The sequence below is a fragment of the Arcanobacterium buesumense genome (assembly GCF_012563545.1).
Taxonomy (GTDB): Bacteria; Actinomycetota; Actinomycetes; order Actinomycetales; family Actinomycetaceae; genus Arcanobacterium; species Arcanobacterium buesumense.
Genome location: NZ_CP050804.1, coordinates 1,107,881 through 1,133,841 on the forward strand (window position 1 = coordinate 1,107,881; position 25,961 = coordinate 1,133,841).

At 47.9% G+C, this 25,961-nt stretch carries 22 protein-coding genes and 3 pseudogenes; 11 read left to right on the plus strand and 14 right to left on the minus strand.

Annotated features, from left to right (window positions below; genetic code table 11):
* The 4 genes from carB to HC352_RS04995 all read right to left on the minus strand — a co-directional run bounded on the left by carB (position 1) and on the right by HC352_RS04995 (position 7,371).
* Positions 1-3,192 carry a carbamoyl-phosphate synthase large subunit gene (gene carB / locus HC352_RS04980; protein ID WP_168917859.1) on the minus strand — a complete coding sequence of 1,064 codons (3,192 nt, stop codon included), beginning with the start codon at positions 3,190-3,192 and terminating at the stop codon, positions 1-3.
* 37 nt (positions 3,193-3,229) lie between these two features.
* On the minus strand, positions 3,230-4,486 hold the full coding sequence (locus tag HC352_RS04985) for a dihydroorotase (protein ID WP_168917860.1): 1,257 nt from the start codon (positions 4,484-4,486) through the stop codon (positions 3,230-3,232).
* A gap of 361 nt (positions 4,487-4,847) precedes the next feature.
* Positions 4,848-5,708 carry a hypothetical protein gene (locus HC352_RS04990; protein ID WP_168917861.1) on the minus strand — a complete coding sequence of 287 codons (861 nt, stop codon included), beginning with the start codon at positions 5,706-5,708 and terminating at the stop codon, positions 4,848-4,850.
* Between the two features lie 82 nt (positions 5,709-5,790).
* A complete protein-coding gene (locus HC352_RS04995; RefSeq protein ID WP_168917862.1) occupies positions 5,791-7,371 on the minus strand; it encodes a Na+/H+ antiporter NhaC family protein in 1,581 nt (526 codons plus the stop codon).
* Between the two features lie 173 nt (positions 7,372-7,544).
* Between HC352_RS04995 and HC352_RS05000 the strand changes: the two genes are divergently transcribed.
* On the plus strand, positions 7,545-7,790 hold the full coding sequence (locus HC352_RS05000; protein ID WP_168917863.1) for a type B 50S ribosomal protein L31: 246 nt from the start codon (positions 7,545-7,547) through the stop codon (positions 7,788-7,790).
* Positions 7,791-7,794: 4 nt separating this feature from the next.
* Here HC352_RS05000 and HC352_RS05005 read toward each other — a convergent pair whose 3' ends face one another.
* From HC352_RS05005 to HC352_RS05030, 7 genes are all read right to left on the minus strand, one after another.
* The gene (locus tag HC352_RS05005; RefSeq protein ID WP_168917864.1) at positions 7,795-8,721 is read right to left on the minus strand and encodes an alpha/beta hydrolase fold domain-containing protein; all 927 of its coding nucleotides are present in this window, start codon (positions 8,719-8,721) and stop codon (positions 7,795-7,797) included.
* A gap of 8 nt (positions 8,722-8,729) precedes the next feature.
* Positions 8,730-9,803, minus strand: a complete 1,074-nt coding sequence (locus HC352_RS05010) for an MFS transporter (RefSeq protein WP_211080625.1) — start codon at positions 9,801-9,803, stop codon at positions 8,730-8,732.
* Positions 9,804-9,877: 74 nt separating this feature from the next.
* Positions 9,878-10,231 (minus strand): MFS transporter, encoded by a 354-nt coding sequence (locus HC352_RS08985; protein ID WP_211080726.1) that lies wholly within the window; start codon positions 10,229-10,231, stop codon positions 9,878-9,880.
* 68 nt (positions 10,232-10,299) lie between these two features.
* The gene (locus HC352_RS05015; protein WP_168917865.1) at positions 10,300-10,914 is read right to left on the minus strand and encodes a TetR/AcrR family transcriptional regulator; all 615 of its coding nucleotides are present in this window, start codon (positions 10,912-10,914) and stop codon (positions 10,300-10,302) included.
* A gap of 20 nt (positions 10,915-10,934) precedes the next feature.
* On the minus strand, positions 10,935-11,288 hold the full coding sequence (locus tag HC352_RS05020) for a fluoride efflux transporter FluC (RefSeq protein WP_168917866.1): 354 nt from the start codon (positions 11,286-11,288) through the stop codon (positions 10,935-10,937).
* Positions 11,285-11,671, minus strand: a complete 387-nt coding sequence (locus tag HC352_RS05025) for a fluoride efflux transporter FluC (protein ID WP_168917867.1) — start codon at positions 11,669-11,671, stop codon at positions 11,285-11,287. Before HC352_RS05025 ends, HC352_RS05020 begins: the two co-directional genes overlap by 4 nt.
* On the minus strand, positions 11,668-12,687 hold the full coding sequence (locus HC352_RS05030) for a diacylglycerol/lipid kinase family protein (RefSeq protein WP_168917868.1): 1,020 nt from the start codon (positions 12,685-12,687) through the stop codon (positions 11,668-11,670). The genes HC352_RS05025 and HC352_RS05030 overlap by 4 nt, the downstream gene beginning before the upstream one ends.
* A gap of 240 nt (positions 12,688-12,927) precedes the next feature.
* Here HC352_RS05030 and HC352_RS05035 point away from each other — a divergent pair, with 240 nt between their 5' ends.
* The 5 genes and pseudogenes from HC352_RS05035 to HC352_RS05055 all read left to right on the plus strand — a co-directional run bounded on the left by HC352_RS05035 (position 12,928) and on the right by HC352_RS05055 (position 18,567).
* The gene (locus HC352_RS05035) at positions 12,928-13,377 is read left to right on the plus strand and encodes a DoxX family protein (protein ID WP_211080626.1); all 450 of its coding nucleotides are present in this window, start codon (positions 12,928-12,930) and stop codon (positions 13,375-13,377) included.
* 126 nt (positions 13,378-13,503) lie between these two features.
* Entirely contained in the window at positions 13,504-14,061 is a 558-nt protein-coding gene (locus HC352_RS05040; protein WP_168917869.1) for a ClbS/DfsB family four-helix bundle protein, read from the plus strand.
* A gap of 173 nt (positions 14,062-14,234) precedes the next feature.
* A pseudogene (locus HC352_RS09210) lies at positions 14,235-14,375 on the plus strand (helix-turn-helix domain-containing protein); the annotation flags it as partial.
* Positions 14,376-14,732: 357 nt separating this feature from the next.
* Positions 14,733-16,388, plus strand: a complete 1,656-nt coding sequence (locus tag HC352_RS05050; protein WP_168917870.1) for a SulP family inorganic anion transporter — start codon at positions 14,733-14,735, stop codon at positions 16,386-16,388.
* A 358-nt stretch (positions 16,389-16,746) separates the two neighbouring features.
* Positions 16,747-18,567, plus strand: a complete 1,821-nt coding sequence (locus tag HC352_RS05055; RefSeq protein ID WP_168917871.1) for a chloride channel protein — start codon at positions 16,747-16,749, stop codon at positions 18,565-18,567.
* Between the two features lies 1 nt (position 18,568).
* Here the strand turns inward: HC352_RS05055 and HC352_RS05060 are convergent, their stop codons facing one another.
* Both HC352_RS05060 and HC352_RS05065 read right to left on the minus strand, forming a co-directional pair.
* Complete coding sequence (locus tag HC352_RS05060; RefSeq protein ID WP_168917872.1) at positions 18,569-19,342, minus strand: ATP-binding cassette domain-containing protein; 774 nt, start codon at positions 19,340-19,342, stop codon at positions 18,569-18,571.
* Complete coding sequence (locus HC352_RS05065) at positions 19,339-20,883, minus strand: ABC transporter permease/substrate-binding protein (protein ID WP_211080627.1); 1,545 nt, start codon at positions 20,881-20,883, stop codon at positions 19,339-19,341. The genes HC352_RS05060 and HC352_RS05065 overlap by 4 nt, the downstream gene beginning before the upstream one ends.
* Before the next feature lie 369 nt (positions 20,884-21,252).
* Between HC352_RS05065 and HC352_RS05070 the strand changes: the two genes are divergently transcribed.
* A complete protein-coding gene (locus HC352_RS05070; RefSeq protein ID WP_168917873.1) occupies positions 21,253-22,371 on the plus strand; it encodes a hypothetical protein in 1,119 nt (372 codons plus the stop codon).
* Positions 22,368-22,688 carry a PadR family transcriptional regulator gene (locus HC352_RS05075; RefSeq protein ID WP_168917874.1) on the plus strand — a complete coding sequence of 107 codons (321 nt, stop codon included), beginning with the start codon at positions 22,368-22,370 and terminating at the stop codon, positions 22,686-22,688. The genes HC352_RS05070 and HC352_RS05075 overlap by 4 nt, the downstream gene beginning before the upstream one ends.
* A 355-nt stretch (positions 22,689-23,043) precedes the next feature.
* Here HC352_RS05075 and HC352_RS05080 read toward each other — a convergent pair whose 3' ends face one another.
* The gene (locus HC352_RS05080; RefSeq protein ID WP_168917875.1) at positions 23,044-23,631 is read right to left on the minus strand and encodes an MFS transporter; all 588 of its coding nucleotides are present in this window, start codon (positions 23,629-23,631) and stop codon (positions 23,044-23,046) included.
* 898 nt (positions 23,632-24,529) lie between these two features.
* Between HC352_RS05080 and HC352_RS05085 the strand changes: the two genes are divergently transcribed.
* The 3 genes and pseudogenes from HC352_RS05085 to HC352_RS09215 all read left to right on the plus strand — a co-directional run.
* Positions 24,530-24,928, plus strand: a complete 399-nt coding sequence (locus HC352_RS05085) for a helix-turn-helix domain-containing protein (RefSeq protein WP_168917876.1) — start codon at positions 24,530-24,532, stop codon at positions 24,926-24,928.
* Positions 24,870-25,687 (plus strand): annotated as a pseudogene (locus HC352_RS09280) (IS30 family transposase). Before HC352_RS05085 ends, HC352_RS09280 begins: the two are co-directional and overlap by 59 nt.
* A pseudogene (locus tag HC352_RS09215) lies at positions 25,686-25,901 on the plus strand (XamI family restriction endonuclease); the annotation flags it as partial. The pseudogenes HC352_RS09280 and HC352_RS09215, both read left to right, overlap by 2 nt.
* Positions 25,902-25,961: the final 60 nt, after the last annotated feature.

The following is a 25,961-nucleotide window of genomic DNA, read 5'->3' on the forward strand; positions in this document are numbered from 1 at the left end:
TCAGGCTCCTTGGCGGCGTGGAGCATCGATAGTAGAAACGTTCAAAGTTATTTCTTCAAGCACATCGAGCAACACATTGACCGTATCAAGAGACGTCAATAAGGTAACCGAAAACTCCGAAGCCTTAGCGCGAATCTGTGCGCCGTCAGACTTCTGGGATGATTCTTCAACACCTTGTGTATTAATGATGTATGACAAGTGTTGCGCTTCGATAGCATCGATAATCTCGGTAGAGCCTTCGGAAATTTTACTCATAGCGCGAGTACGAATACCGTGTTCTTTTAAGTATCGTGCAGTTCCTGCGGTTGCTGCGATATTGAAGCCGAGATCATAGAATCTGCGGATAAGACCAAGCGCCCGTTCCTTATCTTTATCGTCGATGGTCGCCAGCACCGTTCCATAGTTGAGAAGGTTCATTCCAGCAGCTTGGAGAGCCTTATACAGGGCACGGTTGAGATCGTCGTCGTACCCGATTGCTTCACCAGTCGATTTCATTTCCGGCGAAAGGTAAGCATCCAAGCCTTTGATCTTGTTGAAGGAAAAGACTGGAGCTTTGACAAAGAATCGATCGCGTTCTTCCGGATAGAGGTCGAAGATTCCTTGTTCTTTAAGTGACTCGCCCATAATCGCTCGAGTAGCGATAGCTGGCAGTGCAAACCCGGTGACTTTCGATAGGAAAGGCACTGTTCGTGAGGATCTCGGATTGACTTCAATAATATAAACTTTTTCGTCTTCATCCACGATGAACTGGACATTGAACAATCCGCTAATTCCGATCGCCAACCCCAGCGCCTTCGTGTACTTCAATATTTGTCCTTTAACCTTCCCGGAGACTGAGAATGTTGGATATACCGAGATAGAATCACCGGAATGGACGCCAGTGTGCTCAACTAACTCCATAATTCCGGCAACGAACACATCACGCCCATCACAGATTGCGTCAACTTCAAGCTCTTTTCCAGAAATATATTTATCGACGAGCACCAGACGATCGACGTCGATATTCAATCCTTGTGATAAGTAGTGGCGCAATTGTTGATCTGAACCAACTATCCGCATAGCCCGCCCGCCAAGAACGAAGGATGGACGTACCAGAACTGGATAACCAACGTTGTGGGCAACCGCAAGACCGTCGTCAACATTAGTCACAGCCTTACCCGGAGCTTGCGGAATATTGAGTTCGGAAAGCAACCGTTCAAACTCATCACGATCTTCTGCCCTATTAATCGCTGCCAAAGAAGTGCCCAGTAGCTGAACGCCACGGTCTGCCAGCGGTCCGGCAAGATTAATTGCTGTTTGCCCACCAAGGGAGGTAATGACACCAAGGGGTTGTTCAAACTCGACAATGTTCATCACGTCTTCTGGCGTCAGTGGTTCAAAGTACAGCTTATCTGCCGTGGTATAGTCCGTAGATACGGTTTCGGGATTGTCATTGATGATGATTGCTTCATATCCGGCTTCCCGAATCGTCTTAATCGCATGTACCGATGAGTAGTCAAATTCCACTCCTTGACCAATACGGATTGGTCCTGCACCAAGGACGATAACCTTTTTACGGTCAGTCAGTTTCGATTCGTTGTAACCAGAATATGATGAGTAGAAGTATGGAACATACGCACCAGATTTAAGCGTGTCAACCATGCGGAAAGCTGGGACAATTCCAGCGGCATGCCGGCGTGAGCTAACGTCTTGCTCGGTGGCATCCCATAGCCGGGCAATCACGGTGTCCGCAAATCCCATCTTTTTCGCCTCGCGTAAAACTTCGTCATCGAACATGCGCTCTCGCAACCTGTTTTCCATTGCAACAATCGAGGCGAATGATTCAAGGAATAATGGTGTGACTCGGGTGACGCGATGGAGTTCAGTAATGTCGGCACCGCGGCGCAGTAGTTCGACGATGGCAAATATCGTATCGGAGCGGAACTGTGTCACGTAGTCCCACAATTCCTCGTCGGTCATCTGCGCAAACGACGGCATAAAGAAATGGTCGACGCCGATTTCCAAGGATCGCACTGACTTGAGTAAACATTCTTCAAGGATCGAACCTATTCCCATAACCTCGCCAGTAGCTTTCATTTGCGTGCCTAGAAGGTTTGGCGCGTCAGTAAACTTGTCGAATGGAAAACGCGGGAATTTTGCAACCAGATAATCGAGGACCGGATCTTTGCTCGCCATTGTTCCGGCAACCGGAATCTCATCTAAGGTCAAACCAAGCGCGACTTTTGCAGTAACTCGCGCGATGGGATATCCAGAAGCTTTAGATGCTAACGCAGACGATCGTGATACTCGTGGATTGACTTCGATGAGGAAGTATTGACTCGACGTCGGATTAACTGCAAATTGGACGTTGCAGCCACCTTCTATTTTCAGCGCACGAATAAGTTTGAATGCGGATTCTTTGAGCATCGTAAGATCGTGGTCATTTAAGGACAACGCTGGGGCAACGACGACGGAATCCCCAGTATGCACGCCCACCGGATCAATATTTTCCATTGAACAAATACATATTGTGTTGTCTGCGCTGTCACGCATCACTTCAAATTCGATTTCTTTATAGCCAAGAATCGACTTTTCAATCAGAACCTGGCGAACTGGCGAGAGTTGCAAGGCGTTAGACATCATGTCGATTAACTCGGCGTCATTGTGGGCGAAACCGCCACCGGTTCCACCAAGGGTAAATGCCGGACGTAGGACTACTGGATAACCAATACGCTGGGCAGCTGCCTGGGCCTCTTCAACTGAGTAAGCTATTTCTGAGGCAATAACAGGCTCACCGATAGATTCACATAGCTCCTTGAACAGTTCGCGGTCTTCCGCACGTTCAATTGACTCAGAGGGAGTTCCTAAGAGTTGAACTCCACATTCAGCTAAAATGCCTTTCTTTTCTAGCTGCATCGCAAGGTTTAAGCCTGTTTGGCCGCCAATACCCGGGACAATAGCATCTGGACGTTCTTTACGAATAATTTTAGCGACGTATTCGAGTGTCAACGGTTCCATGTAAACCCGATCGGCTATTTCCGAATCAGTCATAATCGTTGCCGGGTTCGAATTAACGAGGATGACACGGTAGCCTTCTTCTTTCAAAGCCAAGCAGGCTTGAGTACCAGCGTAATCAAATTCGGCTGCTTGCCCAATGACAATTGGACCGGATCCGATAATAAGTACAGTCTTTATTGATTTGTTTTTTGGCATTATTGTTCTCCGTTATCGCCGTCGTTAATCTGTTGTTTTATCGTTGTGGTGCGGTATAGACAATCGTGTTGTCATAAATTGTTGCCAGGCAGCGCCCGGAAATCTCCCACCCGTCAAAAGGCGTAGCTCGTCCTAACGAAAGGAATTCTTGTGGATCAATACGGTATGTATCATTCATGTCCCAGATGGTGAAGTCAGTCGAGCGTGGAGTAATCTTAAAGCGGTTTCGGCCAGCTGTTGTAAAAAGCTCAACAGCCCGTTCTAATGAAACCTGTCCCGTTTTGACAAAATAGGTATAAAAAAGCGGGAATGATATCTCAATCCCGACGACCCCAAAAGCTGAATGAGCTAATCCTTGGCTTTTTTCTTTCGCAGAGTGCGGGGCATGATCGGTAGCAATCATGTCTATCGTTCCATCGAGCAACGCATCGATCAGGGCAGCTCGATCCGTTGGCTGACGCAACGGTGGGTTCATCTTAAACCGACCATCGTCGATAAGCATTGATTCGTCTGCTAGCAGATAATGCATAGCAGTCTCACAGGTAACGTTGAGTCCTTCTGCCTTAGCTTGACGAATTAAATCCGCTGATTCGCCACACGAGATATGACAAACATGGTAAGCCGGAAGAACCCCTTCTTCTTTCAGTTCCCGAAGCATTTGAATATCTCGTGCTATTTGCATATATTCAGCGGTTTTTGGAATACCGATGAGGTTGTGTTCTGCTGCGTATGGACCATCATTAATGCACGAGTTTGGTGGACGAAGATCGCCGTCTTCGGCATGGACAGCAACGATGCTGTCAGTTTTCGCCAGAAGTCGGAGTGCCTCTTTCATAAGGTCTGGGTTATCGACGCCGTGACCATCGTCAGAAAAACCGATAACGTGCGAAGCTAAGTTTTCAATATCCGCTAATTGGGTTCCGGCTTCACCTTTTGTCACCGATGCATAGGGAATAGTTTCGATGAGTGCATCTTTGTTAATAAGCTCTTGTTCAAGAGTTAACGTGGCAATACTATCCGGTACCGGATCGAGGTTTGGCATCGCTCCGACTGTAGTAAATCCGCCACGTGCCGAGGCTAAGGTTCCCGTAGCGATTGTTTCTTTGTAGCTTTGACCTGGTTCGCGCAAGTGCACATGAACATCGCAAAATCCCGGGAATACCACGATATTATGCGAAATTTTTCCAGCTTGTTGCGCTTGGCGCAAGTCACCAACAAGCTCAAGTAACTCGGAATTGTTGGAAAACTGAGCATACTGCTCAACTTCGGAGAGTGTCTTAACAGCGTCTACCATATTGATGCCTTTCACCGGTTCAATGGGTAATAAAAAAGCCTTGGTTAAAAAACCAAGGCTTCAATAGCAATGAAAAACGAATAACGGGAACAAAGATTCCCGGTTTCCACGAAGATGTTGGAATCCACGAAGAGTCAAACAACCACCACAATGAGTGCCGTGGGCAGATGCCAACTTTCATCAGGCCTCCTTCCTCTCCAGTAGGAATTCATATTGAGCTGAAGTAACTGTAGCAAGTCAATACCTTTTCAGCAAAACTCATTTCCACACTGTGGCAGGTAATACACCACATTCTGAGACAGCATAAAATAACGATGTGCCCGGCACACATGTACCGGGCACATCCTCTAGCTGAGATGGCTTAGAAGCTTTGCATAATAAGCACATTCAAAATTACCGAAATGATTATCGCAGCAGTTGTGAGACTGGCGTAAGGAAGTACCGGTGATTTAGCCATCCGACCTTCGCGGTTGATACCAACATAAACCAATAGCTCACCAACGATACTAGCAATGACGATAACGACGCCAATAACTAGACTCATGAATGCTGTAAAAGCAGAAGACGGTAAGAGAACTAGAATGAGCACCAATGGAAGAAGCATAAGCACTGGAATACAAGCAACAGCATATAGCGTTAGCGCACGCATAAACTGGACTGTTATACCACGTATTTTCAATGTCAGCATAATGGCAAGAGCACGCATTAAGATCGCCAATACGCTCGTTACTATGAACAAAATCAAAGCATAGAACCACTGACCAAAATTAAGCGAAAAGTAGCTGTAGTGATCGGCCCACATACCCATCATTGTGCCGTAATAATCGCCCTCAGCAAGCGGGCCAAAATGAGACCGGGCCAATGCCGTAGCACCTAAAATAGCAACAGTAAGAATATAAATACCGAATGTCACTAGTGCAAAAAGGCGTTGCTGGAAAATGACTGAGAATAGGTCGCTAGTACGGCCATGCCAAATATGCCCAAGGGCCTTCGGAATATCTTTTAGAGCAAGAACGACTGGACTTGGCTGAGCTACCTGTGGAGCATATCCTTGCGGATATCCCTGTGGGGGAACATAACCAGACTGTGGAACACCTAGCTGACCCGCATTTGGCTGCGGCGGAACAAAACCTTGCGGCGGAGCAACAGGCTCTTGTGGTTCTTGCGGAGTTACTGGTTGGTCCGGTTCAATCGGATTCATATTTTCATTGTTTTCTGACATAGGAATTCTTTCTCTGTCCTTAAAAGTAAAGTGAACACCAAATCACTATACCGACATTTGTTATCTAATACGTGGTTTCATCTTAGCTATTGGTATTTAACGGGTAGTAAACTCGAACCCCAGCTACGAGTATCAATAAGACGACAATCGTCATAGCCAGACCGGCAATGCCTGAGCCAGTGATAGCTAACATCACATAACCGCTAAACGCAGCGAAGGCACCGAGCAACGCATAGGGGAGCTGAGTAGTGACGTGAACAATATGATTACATCCCGCTCCAGTAGAGGACAAAATCGTTGTATCTGAAATTGGTGAACAATGATCACCCCATACAGCTCCGGCAAGCACAGCACCAAAAGCAGCCAAGAGGACCTCAGAACCACCGGGAACCGAACTTAAGACGTCCCCCGCAATCGGTAGCAAAATACCAAAAGATCCCCACGATGTACCTGTGGAGAAAGCCATTGCACCGGCAACAATAAACATAATAGGGACAAGCCAGAATGCAGGTAGCTGGGCGGCGACGACGAGCGAGCCGAGGTACTGCCCTGTTCCTAGTTCAGAGATCAATCCCCCAAGGACCCATGCACACAGCAAAATTTCGATTGCTGGCAACATGGATTTTGCTCCCTCTGCTACTCCGTGGCCGAATGTACGCGCAGTGAAATCTTCGGAACTGCGCGTGTAGCGAACATAGTAATAAATTGCCGCCGCAAGGCCACTTAGGCCACCGATATTGAGGGAAAGTGCTACGTCAGTATTGGCTAAAATATCGAGCACTGACCACGAACCAGCAGCTTGTTGCCCGGTATAGGCAATCCCGCCTAGGACTCCGACAACGAGGAAGACGAATGGGACGATGAGCGATCGGCGTGCACCCGGTTCGAATTTTGGCAAGTTATCTGATAACTGTCCAGGAACTGAAATATCTGGATCATAGACCTGTCCAGTTGTTCGCGCCCGGCGTTCTTCGGTACGCATGGCACCGAGATTAAGATCAAGGCTTACGGTAAACCATAAGAGAATGATAGCCGCAATGGCATAATAGTTAAGCCCAGCAGATCGGATAAATGCGCCAGCATCTGAAACATCTACTCCGGCAGCAGCCACGATTGGTGCCATGATGCCAATGATTGATGCACCCCAGGAAGAAAATGGAGCAAGTACCGCAACTGGTGCAGATGATGAGTCGATTAAATAAGCAAGTTTTGCCCGTGAAATTCGGTGCTGATCAGTTACCGGCCGAGCAACTTGGCCTACCGCTAGAGCATTGAAGTAGTCGTCAACGAAAATTGCGGTTCCTAAACCAGCTGCCAGAGTTTGAGCACCTCGCCCATTACGAATCCGAGATGCCGTCCATGCCGAAAATGCCGACGTTCCACCTGCCATCAACACAAGCGAGGTAATAACGCCCAGTACAAGCAAAAACATCAAAATTAAAACATAGTATGAGTTGACACTTGCATTCTCAACATCCCAAAACAGCCCAGAAAAATAGGTCCATATTAGACGCAATGCGCCCGTTGGAGAGCCATCAGCCGCAAAAAAGGCAGCGGTGAGAATACCAGCAAGTAAGGAGACGATAACCTTCTTCGTCCAAATCACCAATACAATCGCAACAATCGGCGGAACTAAGGTCAGAAATGGATATACCTCAATCATGGACGTCTCCTTTCGTAGTCGAGAATAAATTAGTACTAAAGTCTGATTAGACCACAGTTTACGATCGCAAGGTTAATAATATGCTTGGCGTTTCATTAAATGAGACACTTTAAATTGAGACGAGTTATCGATAGGTGTATTGTGTGACCGGTATAGTCTTTAAGGAGGATTTTATGAAGAAGGGCATTCACCCTGATTACCACCCAGTAGTTTTCCGCGATCGTTCTGCTAACTACACTTTCCTTACGCGGTCCACACTGACGTCGGAAAATACAATTGAATGGGAAGACGGAAACACTTATCCCGTGATCGATATTGAAGTATCAAGCGCTTCGCACCCGTTCTACACCGGGCAACGTCGCATTCTTGACACCGCCGGTCAAGTTGAGAAGTTCAACCGCCGTTACGGCCGGAAGTAATTTTTCACTTTTCATGTGGCGTGTTGGCATTGAGCCAATGCGCCACATTTTTTATCACCTCAGCCACCTGTGGAAGCATCCTTCCATACTGCATAAATTCATGCTGGACCCCAGGAATTTCGTTGTATACCACGTTGCCGGAAACCCCCTGTATCTTGGTAGCTAGTGCTCGTGAATCGTCCCGAAGCGGATCGATTTGTGCGCTCAGGAGATAAACGGCTGGATAACGCTGAGCATCTACATTCAGCATGTCAAGAACTCTTCTATCGCCCCCAGCAGGGATGATTGCTTTCTCATAACTAGCTAAGTCTGCACGGGTCATTCCCGCCACATGTGAATATTGTCGTAAAGACGGTGAATCCACTAACCCATAGCCACCATAAAAGAACCCTAATCCGGCTATTTGAGACGCACTCGCCAAGTTTGGCTGGAGATTATCGACGGCGAAATCACCGCTAAGTGCATGAAATGTTTGCACCATTAACGTCGCCCCACAACTATCTCCCATGAGAAAAATATGCGACACACGTGAGGCGAGATAGCTAATGACATCGGCAACTTCACAAACTTGCGTGGGATATTTAGATTCTGGAGCTAAAGAGTAATTCACTGAAAATACTGGGCAACAGCATTCACTACTCAAGGTACGCAAGAGCCGATCATGACTTTGGCTGTGGCCAACAATCCATCCACCTCCATGAGCATAAACAATCGCATGTGTAGAAGAATAGTGAGATCCATACAGACTCACATCTACATTATTTGGGCCAATCTTTATAGAAGACCGTGAGACTTGTGGACCGCCGTCGTTCCACCACACCCGTTTTTGCAGGTAGCCATCGCGTATTTGTGCAAGCGTGTTTTTAGGTAACGCAAGGTTCTCACGTATGTCAGCTTTACGACGCTGAACCTTCTTCATTGCCTCATGCATGCTAACTATTATCGTTGCGAAATTCGATTCAGCGCAATCGAGCACACTAAGCCAATAACTAAAAATACTCCACACGATGCCATAGCTATTGTCTGGCCAGCGGTGTATCCATCATGGAGCACTGCAAGGAGGTGCGGATTTCCGTCAGCTAATCCAGTCATCGCTCCGCCCACCGATGATGAAGTTACCTCGGAGAACTTAACCGCGAGATCATATGGCAGTCCAGCATCAACAAGTCTCCTAGGCATGTCATTATTAATGGCAAGGGCTAACGAAGATCCCGCTAAAGCAACACCGGTTGCCGAACCAACTTGCCGGAAGGTGGATTGGATCGCCGATCCCATTCCGGAAATTTTTACCGGAACGTGTGCTAAAACGACGGATGTGAGTTGAGCAGATGCCAAGCCCATTCCACAGCCATACATTGCAAGCAAAATTACCAGCATCCACATATGTATCGCCGGATCAAGTACCACAACAACGCCAATAATCCCCAAAACTTCAAGAGCCAATCCAACAATCACGGTTCTTTCTGGACCGATCCGTTGTGAAATAAAACGAGCAAGACCCCCGGAAATAATTCCACCACCGGCGAGTGCAGCGAGCACCCATCCGGTTTCCATTGTTGATAGCCCACGGACGTTTACTAAGAAAAGTGGTAAGCCAAACAACACTCCGAATTCGCCAGCAGCTACCGCCACGGCAGTAACATTCCCTAATGTAAATGAGGGAATAGTAAATAGCCGCGGATCGACGAGGACATTTTGGAAGTTGCGCGCTTTATACAATTCGCGCGCAACGAAAATGACTAGAAGCAGTATGCCGAAGATAAGAACGACAGTAGAAATTGATATCGGCGGGTTGAAGTTCCAGTTTCCCAGTGAAAGTCCTTGTTTTGAGGCCCACCAACCGTATGTTGTTCCCTCGATAAGGCCGAAAATAATCGCTGCGAATGAGACTGCAGACATGATTGTTGAAAGCAACGGCAAAGGTTGTCCAGACACCTTATCTGAATGCGGCAATATACGTAATGCAATTGGAATTGCGCATAAAACAAGAGGAACATTGACTAAAATACCCATGGCCAAGAAAACTCAGAGGTAATCCAGCCACCAACAAGAGGACCGAGAGCAGCCATTGTTGCCATGGCTGCTCCTCAAATACCAAAAGCAGCTGCTCTGCTATTATTGCGGAATGTTTCATTGATGATAGATAAGGTTGCTGGTAAAATGAACGCACCTCCGAGACCTTGGAGAGCACGCGCGATAAGTAGTAGCGCAGCTCCCGTAGCAAACGACGCAATCGCAGAAGCTAAACCGAAAATTGCTAGGCCGGAGATGAACATACGTCGATGACTGTAACGGTCCCCGAGCACACCTGATGGGAGTAAAAGCGCAGCAAAAACAACTGTATATAGAGAAGAAACCCACTGTGCCTGTGTCAGGGATAATCCTAAATCCACAATAATAACTGGTAGCGAGACAGCAACAATAGTACCGTCTAAAACGATAAGCGAGACGCCAAAATAAGAATCGCGAGGATGAGTTTATGTGTCTTATTCACGTTGCTAGTTCTCTTTCAAAGGCCTAAATTATTTGTTGCTAAAAGCTCATACGAGTGAGCCACCGTAGCCCGTGCAGCTTCGTGCGGATTCCTCTTATGGTTTTCCCGCACCGCTACTAATGTCAGCCGAAGTATTTGGTCTCCGATGCCAGTAAGTAATTCCACGGCGATCGGATCATCTTGGTTGAGACGTTTTTGTAAATTCACACGCAAAGCATTGTTATGCGCTTCATAAGCAGATCTATGTGGGATGTCTGCCGGTGCAGATGAAGAATGAACTAATCGGGTAAGGATCCATTCGGAGCGTGCTACTAGGATAAGATCATCACACTCATCGATTGTCTTTTCTATCGCATTGGCGATTGCCCGCCAGGCATCAATACCCAGTGGTTCGTTAAGAAGATGTGCAATATACCGCGAGCGATAGACGAATAGCGGTTCCAGCAACACCGTAATTTTGGTGGGAAAATGATTGAAGAATGTGCGCCGTGATATCCCAGCTTCTTGCGCAATATCATCAATAGAGACCGAGTCAATAGAATTAGCCTGAGTAACTAAAGTAATAGCAGAGCGAACGATATTGTCTGTAGTTTCTTGGCGTTTTGTTTCACGTCGGGTACATTCACACATAGTTGCACTAGAGTGCAAAATTAACTGAACACTTTTCCAAAAGATGTCCCTAACAAAACACCGCAGACGCTCAAGACACACGTAACAACAACGTATGCGAAGGCATATCCCGCTCTCTTATCAAGCAGTAACCGACCGGTTTCCACACTCGCGGTACTAAAAGTTGTAAATCCACCACAAAATCCAGTGCCAAGAACGGCAGATATTAGCACATCGCCATCAACAGAAATGATAGCCCCAAGAAAAATCGCACCAAAAACGTTAATAACTGCAGTTGACCACGATCCTTTGAATCCCAATCGCTTCAGCCAAGTATCAACCCAGTAACGCGCAACTGCGCCCATTCCACCAGCAATAGCAATGAGAGCTATCATATGCTCTTCTCCCGATTCCCCAACCATAAACCACATAGCGCCGCACACGCACCAAGGATCAACTGGCTACCAGCAAAGATAATCCCCGCTATCGAACCGATTTCACTCATCTGAACAACGTCTACCGCAAACGTCGAATACGTCGTAAACCCGCCTAACAGTCCGGTACCAAAAAGCAACCGCCCCTCCGTCGTCGTTAGCCACGAACAGGTGTAACTCTCGCTGTAACCGTATAAGCAACCCAGCAAAAAACTACCAAGAACGTTAATCAGGTAAACAGCCCACGGCCCTGACACCGGAAACACCTGGATAAGAGACCATCGCAGGCTAACCCCAGCCACACCACCGAAGAAAACCAGCATAGTGTTACGAGCAGCGGTCATTCTTTTACTCCAGGAACTAATCGAGCAAGCGTCACCGAACCAGGAATATTCTTAATATCCACGCTCTCACTTTCGTAAATAAGCCCATCTATGTTCCACAGTAAAGGCTCACCATCGATACGCTCAACATGAAGATCAACAATCGTATCCGTATGTGCAACCGGACTTGCGGTGTGTGACCCATCTCGATATTTAGTTAACAGGCGACCGATACCAAGCAACGATAGGCTATCTGAATATAAGAAATCAGCATGCGAATCGTCCAAAAGCGCACCCGGCAGCGGCTGATAACCACCCCCATACATGCGCCCATTGCCCACCACAAAAACAGTACAAGCTTGTTCGATTTGGTGATACTCGCCGGCAGTGTCATGATACGAAAACGCTAATGGTACTGACTTTTCGTGCCACAACGTGCGTGCTACCCCCAGCCCATAGGCGGCACTGCCTAAAGCCCGAAAACGCCGTTGCACCCGCATGGCTGCGCGAAGAACCTCAGTATCGTATCCGAGCGAAAATACGTTCGCGCAATAAAAATCATTGACACGCAATACATCAATCGGGGAAAACTCCACATTCTTCGTCGCTGAAATAAGAGTCAACGCATCACGATATCCAACGTCTTGGGCATATAAACTGCGTGCGAAATCGTTACCAGTTCCCATCGGAATCACGCCAAATGCGCAATCTTTCCCAGCTAGCGCCTGAACCACTTCATTCACAGATCCATCGCCGCCAGCCACATAGCACACCCCTTGGTTTCCCCAAAAACTATTCCATTCAGCAGCCAATTTCTGGACATGATCTGGTCCACGGGTCAACGAAATTGTTACTCTGCCAGCTTGACTTCGGCTCCCACCCAGTTCGCTATGCGTTGCGTGCGGATAGCAGGCGCGAATTTCTTGCGCCAAAGCATGCGCATTCCCCTTTCCAGCTCCCCTACTGAGAATAAAACGGATGTAGGGACGTTGACTGGCATTCTCGGTTGGAAGTAATGAAAAAGGTGACTGATCCATAATGTTGAGTTTATTGCTACCGGCATACAGTTGCCAGTCTTACCTGCGGGCACATCTATACCCGCTAGCATCTCGGTCTGAACGTTGCCTGTGTGGTGGATGTTTGTCTGTTTCATGCCGGCAACCATCTGCTCATATAGACCACAGATTTAACGAATGTGCTCATCGCCTAACTTGCCCGATAATACGAGCCTGTTCGATAGAGTTGTTGTAACTCGTCTATCAGAAGGGAAGAACATCGTGAAACTATCATCACCACTAACAGGTCTAGCTACTCGGGGTAATAATCCATGGGTGAGAAGATCGCAAACCACAACCCGCATTACTCTTGGCACATTTATGTCCTTAGCTGGGATCTCTCATATGACCTTTGCTCGAGAAGAATTTCAGGCACAAGTACCGTCTTGGTTCCCTATCGACGACGATCTCGTCGTCCTGGGCTCTGGCGTAGCAGAAATCGGACTCGGGTTATCTTTACTTCTTCTCCCCAAGCATCGACGAGCTACCGGAATAGCGTTAGCCATATTTTATGCCGCAATTTTCCCTGGGAATATAGGCCAGTATGTTGAAGGTATCGACGCATTCGGGCTAGATACTGACGGCAAACGTTTAGCACGGTTATTCTTCCAGCCAGCATTGATTGGTTTGGCATTGTGGGGTGGCGGAATTTTGCCTGCAAAAAAGAAATAACATGCGAACGGCTATATAGCAGATACGTGGCATTGTGTTAGCCTAGTTGAGGTGCATGGATCACTCCAGCCTTTGTTTTTCTACACCTAAAATTTTATAAAGCTAACGCACAGGATTATTACGATCATGGCTAGACCTAAAACGAAAACTGAATTGTTAAATGCAGCTGAGACACAGTATGAGAGACTAAACAGACTCATCGACAACATGGGCTCCGATAAACAGCACGAGACCTTTGATCCTAGCCTTACCCGAATGAGTAAAGAAGCTCATTGGACACGTGACAAAAATTTACGCGACATACTAGCCCACTTGTATGAATGGCAACAAATGTTACTTTCTTTCGTTGATAACAACAGTCAGGGCCATGCTCAACCGTTTCTTCCTGCTACGCATACTTGGAGAACTACGCCAGCGCTCAACCAACAAATCTGGGCTAAATATCAAAACATTTCCCTTGAGGACATCCGCAAGGACTTGGCTGCTAGTCACTGTGCAGTAGTGGATCTCATCAACAGCTTCACTGACGAAGAACTGTTCACGAAGATGTATTTCCCATGGACAGGCACAACCTCCCTCGGATCTTACTGCGTTTCATCCACTTCGAGCCACTACGAATGGGCAATCAAAAAATTGCGTGTCTACAACGTCCCAACAACACTAGATAACCCACAGAATCGCTAGGTTATACACTAGGTTGCTGAGTAAAAATTTCTGGTTGCTTGACAGTAAAATCGTATGGCTGTTCTAGTGGACATAGCATCTATAGATCACTAGAAAAGTGAACTATCAGTGAGTCTTAATCATATCTTCGCAACACGCTTAAAAACTGCCCGGACAAAGAAAAATATTACTCAAAACAGCTTGCTGATTTACTGGGAGTATCACGACAAGCAGTGTCGAAATGGGAAAATGGTAATGGATACCCCGAGGTAGAGAAACTGGTGTTGCTCGCTTGCGAACTCTCGGTTCAGGGAAAATTCAGTATGCCCTTTTAGGTGTTACCCAAAAAGTTTTCTAGCAATGAAAAGAAGAAATCATTGGTTATTAAAAGGACTATTTGAGAATCCACAAATCATCGAGGACTCTGACCAGCGAAAAACTCGACGTTGATGTTTCCCACTGTGAGTATTGCCAGCTGAATGAATTTTCAGGATATCCACGGTGCACGACCAGATTTAAGATCTTCATATCACCTTCTTGTTAATTGAGTTTTTCAGTCTTTTTTGAGATAATAGGACTAGTTCTAGGCATACGTAGCAGTCGTATTTTGCACAGTTTCCATATTATTTTTACGTCACTTCGTAGCGCCTTAAAGTCCCCGTGTCAGAAACTGAAAAGGTCGTGATCTTTCGTTGCATTTGTCTACCGTTATTCGGCATTTACATTCTTTATTACCGACGAAAGATGACTATCTCCACACGAATATCAAACACGATATTATCGCTGGAATAACAGTTGGCATTGTTGCACTCCCCCTCGCCTTAGCTTTCGGAGTTTCCTCTGGAGTAGGAGCAGCCGCCGGACTCATCACCGCAATCGTTGCTGGGCTCATTGCCGCTATCTTCGGTGGATCACATGTTCAAGTTTCTGGACCAACCGGCGCAATGGTTGTCATTTTGGCTCCGATTGTTGCTGAACATGGTGCCAATTCCATCATGCTTCTTTCCCTCATGGCTGGCGGCATAGTTTTAGCTCTGGGCCTGTTAGGGCTCGGCCGTGCTATTTCACTTATTCCATGGTCAGTGGTCGAAGGTTTCACTTTAGGTATCGCTACGCTCATCGCCTTACAACAAGTACCTCTGGCGATGGGCACAAAAATTCCAGCTGGCGTTAAATCACTTCGCGGTGCTTTTCTCGCCGTCGTTGACGCCGACTGGACGGTATCGTTGTTTACCCTCGGAATTGTTGGGATAACGATGCTTATCATTATTGGTTCTTCGCGGATATCTTCGACGTTCCCGGCCTCTTTGGCAGCAGTCATCGTTGTCTCCGTCATTGTTTATATTGGCCAACTCAACGTCCCAACGATCGGCACCCTACCAGATTCACTACCTGCGCCAAGACTTCCAGTGATTCGTTTGGATCTACTAATAGAGCTTGCACCAGCCGCGTGTGCAGTTGCCCTCTTGGCTGCAATTGAATCATTACTTTCGGCACGTGTGGCTGCTGGAATGCCAGGTCAAGGTTCTTATGCTCCTGATCGAGAGTTGGTGGGCCAAGGATTGGCTTCTATCGGATCTGGAATGTTTGGGGGTATGCCAGCAACCGGAGCTATTGCACGTACTGCTGTCAACGTGAAATCTGGAGCAACCAGCCGGTTATCTGCAATTATCCATTCAATTCTGCTGACTGGAATCGTTTACTTTGCAGCTGGTTTAGTCAGCCATATTCCATTATCCGCGTTAGCAGGAGTCTTGTTTGTTACTGCAGTACGCATGGTATCTTTTACAACGATTCGCCAAGTTACTGGCTCAACTCGTGGAGATCGGCTGGTTTTCTGGGCAACGGCATTCGTCACTATACTTTTCGATCTCGTTGCGGCTATCGCCTTCGGCGTCGTTATCGCTATTCTGTGGGCGATGTACCAGCTATCGCGGTTATCGGGCGTTGTTCAATTGACGTTACCGGGTGAGAAAATGAAGAACGACGAACGAATCGTCTATTTCCGTCTTGATGGTTCGATGTTCTTTGGCGTTGCAGAGCGCATTGTCACTGAACTTTCTAAGGTTCCCCACTCTGTTGAAGTAGTTATTTTATCTATGTCTCACGTTGGCATTTTAGATGCTTCTGGAGCTAAGCACCTCACCGAAGTTCTAATCGAACTGAACGAACGCGGTATCACAACAATGATCAAGGGCTTACGCCCTGAGCACGTACGGGCAGCCCAAAATGTGGGTGTGCTTGCTTCACTTACGTCTCCAGGGTATTTATTTGACTCGATCGACGACGCGACAAACGCTGCACGCGAGCTTATCGCACAACATGCTGCTCAGGAAACAGGGCAATAAAGTGTGGCAAAGCCCCATTAATACGTTGATCCCGCAGAAAATATCTACTAACACTGATTGCTATATTGAAAGCATGCTGCTAACTTTCTCTTTCTCTTAAACGGCTCCTCCCTGTCATCAAGCTCAGCAAGCTGTGCAAGACCTCGCAAGTTTCCGTATTCTGTCGCTCATGTCTCATAACTCACGCAACATCTCTATCCAGCACATTACTGCGAGAAATAGCTAGTTTCTGAGGCTTTCAAGCAATCTGCCTCACAGTTCACGGGCGGAACATCTTCATCAGCAGGTGTATCCTAAACATGATCAACCCCGTCTTTTAGCAGCACCGGAAAGCCTACCTGACAGTATGAAGTCCTTTATGAAAATCCTGGGTTCCCATCGTTCAACGCTAGCTATCATTGCGGCTGTCATCGGCGCCGTCGTCGGTTTAGCCTCGGTAGTCTTTCATTACTGTATTGAGGGCTGGACCTATCTGATGACCGGCTACTCTGACTATTCCGCACACCCGGGCGCGAGCCACGGCTTTTTAGGGTGGGGCACATGGTTTGTTATCCTCACCCCAGCCATCTCTGGTTTTTTGTATGGCCCGATGATCACCAAGTGGGCACCGTCTGCTCGTGGGCATGGTATTCCCGAAGTCATGTTGGCAGTCAAACGCAAGGGCGGAAAAATTCCCGGCGCGGTCGCAGTTGTTAAAATTATTGCGTCAGCTTTGACTTTAGGCGGTGGTGGCTCGGTTGGCCGTGAAGGCCCCATCGTTCAAGTCGGAGCGGCCCTAGGTTCATCGATCGCAAATAAGTTACACCTGACCACCCGACAGGTCGTCCTTTTCGTCGGCTGCGGATCGGCTGCTGGTATCGCTGCTACCTTCAACGCTCCCCTAGCTGGCGCAGTGTTCGCACTAGAACTCATTTTGATTAACTTCACTGCCGAGACATTCGGCATGTGCGTGATCGCAGCTGTTGCGTCCTCGCTCGTTGGGCACGCCTTTTTAGAAGACGTCCCCGTCGTAGCAATTCCCTATGTGTTGCGCGTCGGCAATAGCATTGACTTCGTCTTGATTATTCTAGTTGGATTCATCGCAGCCCTGGCCGGGCTCGGATTTTCAAAGATTCTCTATGCAGTAGAAGATTTAATCGACGCCATCTACCACCTACCAGAGTGGGCTCGCCCAGGTATCGGCGGTATCGCAATCGGCATCATGCTCTTTTTCTTGCCGGAAATGTATGGCTCAGGATATCCGATTCAGCTCGATGCGCTCGAAGGTAAATACGCGATCGGATTCTTGCTACTTTTAGCCCTCATGCGCGCAATTTTCACCGCAACAACCATCGGCATTGGTGGTTCTGGCGGCGTCTTCGCCCCCACCCTTTTCATCGGTGCGATGGTCGGTTCTGCTTTCGGACAAGCAATCGCGCCACTGACCAGCACATCACCATCGGTTTTCGGTGTCATCGGAATGGGAGCGGCATTTGCTGGCGCTGCCCGTGCCCCCATGACTGGCGTTCTCATCATTATCGAAATGACCGGCCAGTATTCGTTGATCATGCCGATGATGCTAGCTGTGGTGGTTGCTACCGCCACCAGCCGGTTCTTAACACGTAAGACGATTTACACAACCAAACTTATTCGGCGCGGCGACATTCTCGACGATCCGGTTGACCACACATTGGTTGGGCGCGTTCCAGCCGCAAAGCTCATGACGCCGGTACCTGCTACGGTCACTACTTCTGCAACGATTCGCGAAGCAAACCACGTCTTAGTCCGCACACGAGGAACACGAATACCAGTTACTGACGACGACGGAAAATACGCCGGTTGTTTCACCGCGTTGATCTGGGCACACGTATCGACCGAGGGAATCTCGCCAGATACGCCGCTGTCCGCCATCGATCTAGACCATACCCATATCACGCCTGAGATGCTCCCAACCCAGGTCCTTTCGTCACTGATCGACAACAACGCCTCGGCCGTCGTCGTCGTCAACGACGATGAAACAATCGCAGGCTGGGTAACCCAACGCGACCTAGTACGCCTGATCCATAAGCAACAGCGTGCTGCGCTGTCTGCTATCGAAAACGAATCATCGTTCGGATCCCGTTGGTTGATGAAGCATCCTGACGGATTACGCCCACGTCGGATTCAGCGCACCCGCCGCCAGGACCGGAAGGAAAACTGATTCAGGCAGGCTGATGGTTAATCAACGTACGCACGTACTCAGTTGCTCCATGGTTAGCGACTCGTTGCGGAGTGTCGTACTGTTCGATGGCACCGTCTTTCAATACCAACACCTTCGAGCCCAGCTTGAGTGCTTCTGACGTATCGTGGGTGACGAATAAGCAGGTCAGTCCTTCACGTTGAACAATGTCCATAATCTCGTCTTGCAGTGCTCTGCGGGTGATCTCGTCGACTGCTCCGAACGGCTCGTCCATCAGCAAAAGCTCCGGACGTCCCGCAATTGATCGAGCAATCCCGACTCGCTGGGCTTGGCCACCAGAGAGCTGGTCAGGCATCCGCTCCAATAACTCTGAATCAAGACCGGCAATCTTCATGGCACGCTCGATATCAGCTTTGATTTCTTCTTTTGACGCGCCAGAAATCTTTGGAACATATCCAATATTTTGCGCAACATTCAGGTGCGGGAAAAGTATCGAACCTTGGACTGCGTATCCGATCTGCCGACGCAATTTAACTAGTTCAGCAGTAGCTGGAGCCGGAGTTGCAACCTTGGTGCCAGCCACCATGATAGTGCCGCTATCAGGGGTGACGAGTACATTAATCATTTTCAAAAGCGTAGATTTGCCACTGCCCGATTCGCCTAGAATCGTTAAGAACTCCCCTCTCTTCACAGTGAGAGAAAGCGATTCGATAATAGTTTTATCGCCGTATGATTTTTTCACATCGTCGAAGCTAATAATGATTTCGTTGCCTTCTTTGGATGGCTGCGCTGTCATTTTGTAGCCCCTTTCGTCTGCTCTAACTGGGCAAGGAATTCGGCAGCCACTTCCGCAGGAGTGGCCCCATCGTTCTCAACCTGTGAGTTCATTGAAATCATGGTTTCTTCATCGATCGTCCCATCGAGGCTCTCGAGAATCTCACGCAGTTGCGGATACTGACGTAAAATCTCACTGCGTACGACGTTCATGCAGTCATAGGCTGGGTAATATCCAAGGTTGTCACGCAACACGGTGAGACCAGAACCAGCCAATTGACCGTCAGTGGTGAAGATTGGCATCGCCTGAATCTGCCGACTGTGAATAGCTTCGTATTTCAAACCAACATCGATATCTTTCGTGTTACCGAATTTGATTCGGTATGCCGAGGTCAGGCCCTTGTATCCATCAAGCCGCTCGAAGAAATCAGGTTCCGCCCCGAACACTAACTGGTCTGCGATCGGAGTAAGATCAGCAATAGTTTTCAGATTGTACTGCTTGGCAAGTTCATCGGGAACAGCAATGCCATAAGTATTTTGGAACCCATATGAAGTGATCCACTCCATGTCATAATCGCTTTGGTACTGCTGGTTTAGCTTCGGGAAATCAGTTTGCGCATAGTTGCTATCGTTCTTTAGCACTGCAGCCCATCCTGTTCCGGTGTATTCGGGGTAGATATCGAAATCTCCCTTTTCCATTCCCGGTTGAATATTGGATGTTCCGCCACCAACACCATGGGTGACTTGCACCTTCAGGTCAGTCTCAGCCTCGATTTTTTGTTTCAGAATCTCACCCATAATGTATTGTTCAGTCATAGGTTTAGTAGCAATATGAACGGTAGCCCCACTTGCTTGGAAAGCTACTACCATGAGCGGTACGAGGAGAGCAGCTACGAACGTGGTACCAAGGGCTCCGATAGCAAAGCGGTTCCGCTTGGCACCAGGGGCGAGAAGTTTCGCAAACGCGCCAATCAAAGCGTCTGAGGCGAGCGCTAAGATAGCGATGAGTAAACTGCCCGCCACCGTCATCGCCGTATTATTGAGGGTAATTCCGCGGTAGATCGCAACACCGAGACCACCAGCACCAACAAATGAGGCGATACCCGCGAGCGCGATAGTCATAACAACCATATTCCGCAATCCTGAAACGATCACCGGCAGAGCTAACGGCATCTTTATTTTCCATAGCAACTGCCGGGGAGTCGACCCCATTCCGCGGGCGGCTTCGACAAGCAATGGATCTACGTTCGTTAGACCGGTATAGGTTGCGCGAACCATTGGAAGTAGACCGTAAATAGTCAGTGCAATAATGGCGGTGGTATTACCAATTCCAGACAGTGGGATAAGGAAGCCGAGCATAGAAATTGACGGAATGGTGTAAACGAAATTCGCTGTACCCATCACTATTCCGCTGGCTTGTTTACGCTCTGCTGCACTAATACCGAGGCTAATTCCGATGAAGCATGCCATCACGATAGCGATGGAGCAAATCAGCAGGTGCTGGAGAAATAGCTCGAAGAAGAAGGCTTGCCTAGTCCATAACAGTTGGAGAATTTCACCCACGACGCTGACCGCACTTTCAAAGATTATTCAAATTTCATCTATATACAGCCTAGTACATCATCAAATAAAAAACCTCTGCCCCACGAAATCGCAACGGGTAGAACTCTATTTATTCGATAGCTCGGAATGCCGATTGGTAGTTTAGTGGCCGGTGGCGAATGCGTCTCGATGGACGTGTTTTCGGTTTGTTTACCAGCAATAAAGGGTTTTTCGCCAAGCGGGTTTAACACATAATTGCTAGGGATACTGCGATTCTCATCTCACCCCACCTTACTAGTATATATTTACACTAATTGCAAATAACTGCTACTATAAAAACAGAACATCTTGTCATAGGCGAGGGTGACTATGCTACGAATAGGGGTAATTATGAGCAATACTGATGTACTTTTCGAGCATCAAAGGAAGTGGGCGGATGAATACCGCCGAGCCTTGGCCGACCATAACGTTAGCCCCGATACAGCACAAGCAGAGGCAGATCGCCAGCTAGAATTGCTCCAACAATTGAATCTTGATCCGCTGAATTCTGATGACTGGATAGCTATCGACGAAGCAGTGTCCCAGTACCTTGCCAAACACCCCTTCCAGAAAGCTCTCCAAACACAAGAAGTGACCGTGTGGAATACCCTGAGCTATGTTGGTACCCTGATCACAGGATTCTCGGTATGGATTCCAATTTCCGAGTGGATACAAGGTGACTTCAGCTGGCAGATCAGTCTCTCAGCGAACACACTAATATTTCTCACTTACGTCTCGCTGATAGCAGCAACTTTCGTCGTGTTCCGGATAACCTATTATCGCCATGGTCTTCTTCGGTCCTTACTAGCCGCTACCCCAGTGCTTGCTTTGGTAGTCCTTGTCTTATTCCTCCCACTCCATATATGGGACAAACAGACACTGGATAGTTCATATGGAACGATGCCCACCCTGCTAGCAACGGCACTGGGCGTCACACTCGGCATTGCCGTCAACGTCTTGAGTAAAAAGCACGATGCTCGGCGGGCACATAAACGCGCGCTCAGAATGTGGGAACTTCACCAAGGCGATCACACTAACGAACTGAACTGCATCTGGTTGAGCGAACTCGAAGGGATACTGCGCACGAGCTATCAATATAATTCAGCACTTATCAACTCCACGTTACCAGAACTGGGATACCATCTTTCCGCAAAAAGCACATCCTCAGAACCAGTCTTGGCCGAGGAAGAATTCGGGGCCGCACGCCAGTTTGCCTACCAGCTAGCATCCAATAATCACCGTGCTGTTATCCATGCAAAACGCAATGAGATGCTAGGACAACTCGTGTTCCTTGCACTTTCTCTCCTAGCCCTATTTAGCTGGGCAATGGCGAAGATAAGCGGTGAAAATTCTGCTACCCTCTGGCTTATTCTACTGTTTGGGATTGGTGGCACCGTACTGTCTTCCATATCCGCCATATCGTGTTGGCATGATTGGCGAGCCGCACGCACCCAACGGAGATTATCATGACTCAGTTCGACGATTTCCAACGCGGCCTACTACCAATGCTTTTACTAGCTGAACTACATCGCGAACCCGGACACGGGTACAGTCTATCGTTACGCTTAGCGAAACGCGGATTCGACCGCGTCAAAGGCGCCCACCTCTACCCTGTCTTAGCTCGGCTAGAATCCGACGGATACTGTACACCTGTCTGGACAGAAGGTGACGGCGGACCTGGACGTAAGGTCTACCATCTCACTACATCTGGTGAAGAACGATTAGCAGAACTTCGTCACTCATGGAAGCTTCTCGTTCCGTTGACCAACAAGTTAATCGCTGGCTGAGCTAACGAAGCGGGTTGTCCAGGTGCTAGGAAGTCCCCACACAGTGGGTAAGCTGCGATGTAGCGGTTGTGAGTCTTCTAGCACATATGTCAGTAACGTCAGTTGATCACAGGGTCATGGGCCGTTACCTCCTGAAATTTCTAGGCAGGCGGGTTTTAAACAGACGCCCTGTCCATCCCCTCACGAACCTGTATCAGTCTACTGGTCGCGATTAACGAACACTAAAGACACGAGCGCCGGAATAACAGTCAGGGACAAAACAACAAGATACGTTGTGACATAACCGTCTACGATCCGTAGACCCGCAAGCAGAGCAGACATAGCTAATAACCCAGCCGATGTTAACGTTACCGAGTTACCAAGCGAGTACGTGCCAAGAATAGCCCCGACGCCCACGAGAGAAAGCAGTACGCAACGTTGGTTTATCTGGAAGCCGCAAATAAATAACACCATTGAGGAATGACAATATGGCAGGCACAAACATGGCATATGCTCCACCAAGAATCCCCACCAAACCACCTGAAATCGATGGTCCACCAATTGCGGCAACTCCCTCTATCATCTCGACTCGAGAGTTAAACTTCAGCATTGACTCGCGTCCCAAAACCTGAGGAACATAACCCGCACTTGCAACAGAGCCTAATTCACTTACCGCACCACGAATGACACCTAGTAGCACTATAATCGCAAGATTCACAACACCGCCCAATAGCAGCCATCCCAGCGCTGTCAAACACCCACCTTCAACGAGATAGCCTGCAAAAACAACTTTCCTGCGAGGTAACCGATCAGCGATCGCCGCCAACGGTAAAGTGAGAAATAACTGCGTCGTTAAAGTAGCAGTAGCAAGAATTGATGCCAATACGATCGAACCAGTAGCGTAAAGAAAAGCTAACGGAAGCGCGAGCTGGGCAATAGCATCGCCGATCAAATTCATAAGCATCGTCGTCTATAACTTACGATAAAGCACGTTCTCCGGATTCAACATTCTTTAACCTCAAAGGCATCATTAAAGTAGCTGGACGCAAGCAAACGACGCGGAACCAAAATTTTCCACGAAAAATATCTTTTAAGACAACTTTAAAAACTGAGAATATCTTCAAATCCTAGACGGTAGAATGTATCTATAACCATACTTTTAGCGGCTAGCGTTTGTTTGGATTAAGAACTTCCCTGATTTCAGTTTTCACTGTCTCTAGCCTATCAACTAGAACTACCAGCACAGCGGCCTCAAACAAACAAAACCTTTTATCAAAAGTTGAGTATAAATGGTTCTCTATACGCAACTTTTGATACAAAACTGTCGGTGGGTGCAAATTCTCAACAGTTGGGTGCAAATTTCGTTTCGTGAGGACGTGTTAATTTCCCACGAATTAAAAACAATATGCGAAGATGAAATAGTTTAATGCCTATCTCATCAAGGATGATGTCATGCTTAATGTCAACAGTACCCAACGTAGTGTACTCGAGTGGCTTAATACTGACCAAAGCACGAACCCGCTGTCGTCCGAATGGAAAACTACGTAACACCCGACACTCAACCCCAAAACCGCCAACAAACACTCACACCAGCGACATTCGCGAGGCATTTGACCACAAAATGTAAAAAACTCGTGATACACCCATACTCCACTATCCGACACAAGCGAAATCGAAACATGCGAAGTATCCTCCTAGAGTCACTGAACAAGCCCCTTGGACGCTATGCACAAAGCGAATAAGTCTAACCCGGTAGGGAATCTTGTTCAGCTCTGCCTACCCCATGCCAGAAGTCCACTTTTCCACTATTAGCCTGTCGCAAGTAGCTCACTAAACCCAGCCAGTTCAGTGAATCGAATTGCATGAATTTCACTCAGGCCACGGAAGCTGTGGGTGTTTCACAACGTAGTGGCAAAGTTTGGCGCAACGGCAAGAATCGTTCAACGGGCGGTAACGAAGCCGCAAGTGTGGACTGGTACTGTTTCCATATGGACAAGCCGAATCCTATGAGCAGTCGCTACCTTTCCCAAGATGAACGCATCATTATCGCTGACATGCTCAAACACAATGTGAGCATTCGGGAGATATCGCAACGCCTGGGTGGTGCTCCTTTTCGTATTAGCCGTGAAGTTCGAGCAAATACTCATCCTGATAACGGAAGCATAGGAACCTTAAAGAGCTCACCAAATCTCACATCAGCGTTTGAAACGACCAAAGACACCGAAAATTCTTGCCAACCCCGTGATGTTTGCGTTAGTTGAGAAGTATCTAAAGATGCATTGGAGTCCAGCTCAGATAAGTGGCAGACTGAAAAAGATATATCCCCATGATGAGTCGATGCACGTATGCAGCGAAACTATATATCAAGCTATCTATGTTCATGCCCGCGGTAGCCTACAACTCAATGTTGAGCAACTACTACGATCTGGCAGAGCAAAACGCCGACCACGTCATCTGACCATGCAAAGAAAACCATGCTTGGGTGATCCGTTGGTGATGATCGCCCACCGACCTGAAGAGATCGCTACACGTGCGGTCCTTGGCCATTGGGAAGGTGACTTGATCACCGGGGCTAGGAACAAGAGCGCTATCGGCACGCTCGTTGAACGCACTACACGTTTTACAATCTTGCTCCACTTACCCGGCCATCATGATGCAGGTAGTGTGCAAGAAGCAATAGTGAAGAAAATGAGCACACTTCCCAAGCTTTTACCGAACTCCTTAACCTGAAATCAAGGCTCACAAATGGCTCTACACGCGTAAATTTCAACCACGCTAAACATGGATGTATATTTTTGCGATCCGCATTCACCCTGGCAACGCGGAACAAACGAAAACACAAACGGGTTCCTCCGGCAATACTTCCCAAAAGGAACCGATCTAAACCAATACTCTAAAAACCTATCTCGACGCAATCGCCGAAGAACTCAGGCGACCCTCCCCGCAAAACACTAGACTGGCACAAGCCAACCAAACGAATAATCGAACCAATCAACAACAACTGTTACAACCACACCTAGAATCCACCACCCTGACATTATTGATACGCTGCGTATGGTTACAGCGCCAACGATTGCACGCGATCGATTTGTTGTCCTTGCCAACGTTCCAAGATCACTCGTCGAGGGACTTGAAGAAGAACATTTGTCATCGCGAATGTCCGACGCCGTACATTGCCAGAATCTGAACAAGATAATTGCGATCATTATAGAACTACTCGTTGACCCCTTTTGATTAGGTTGAGACTAAGACACCCCAACGCCCAAGCAGATCGAGCTTACGGCAGTGGTCGTG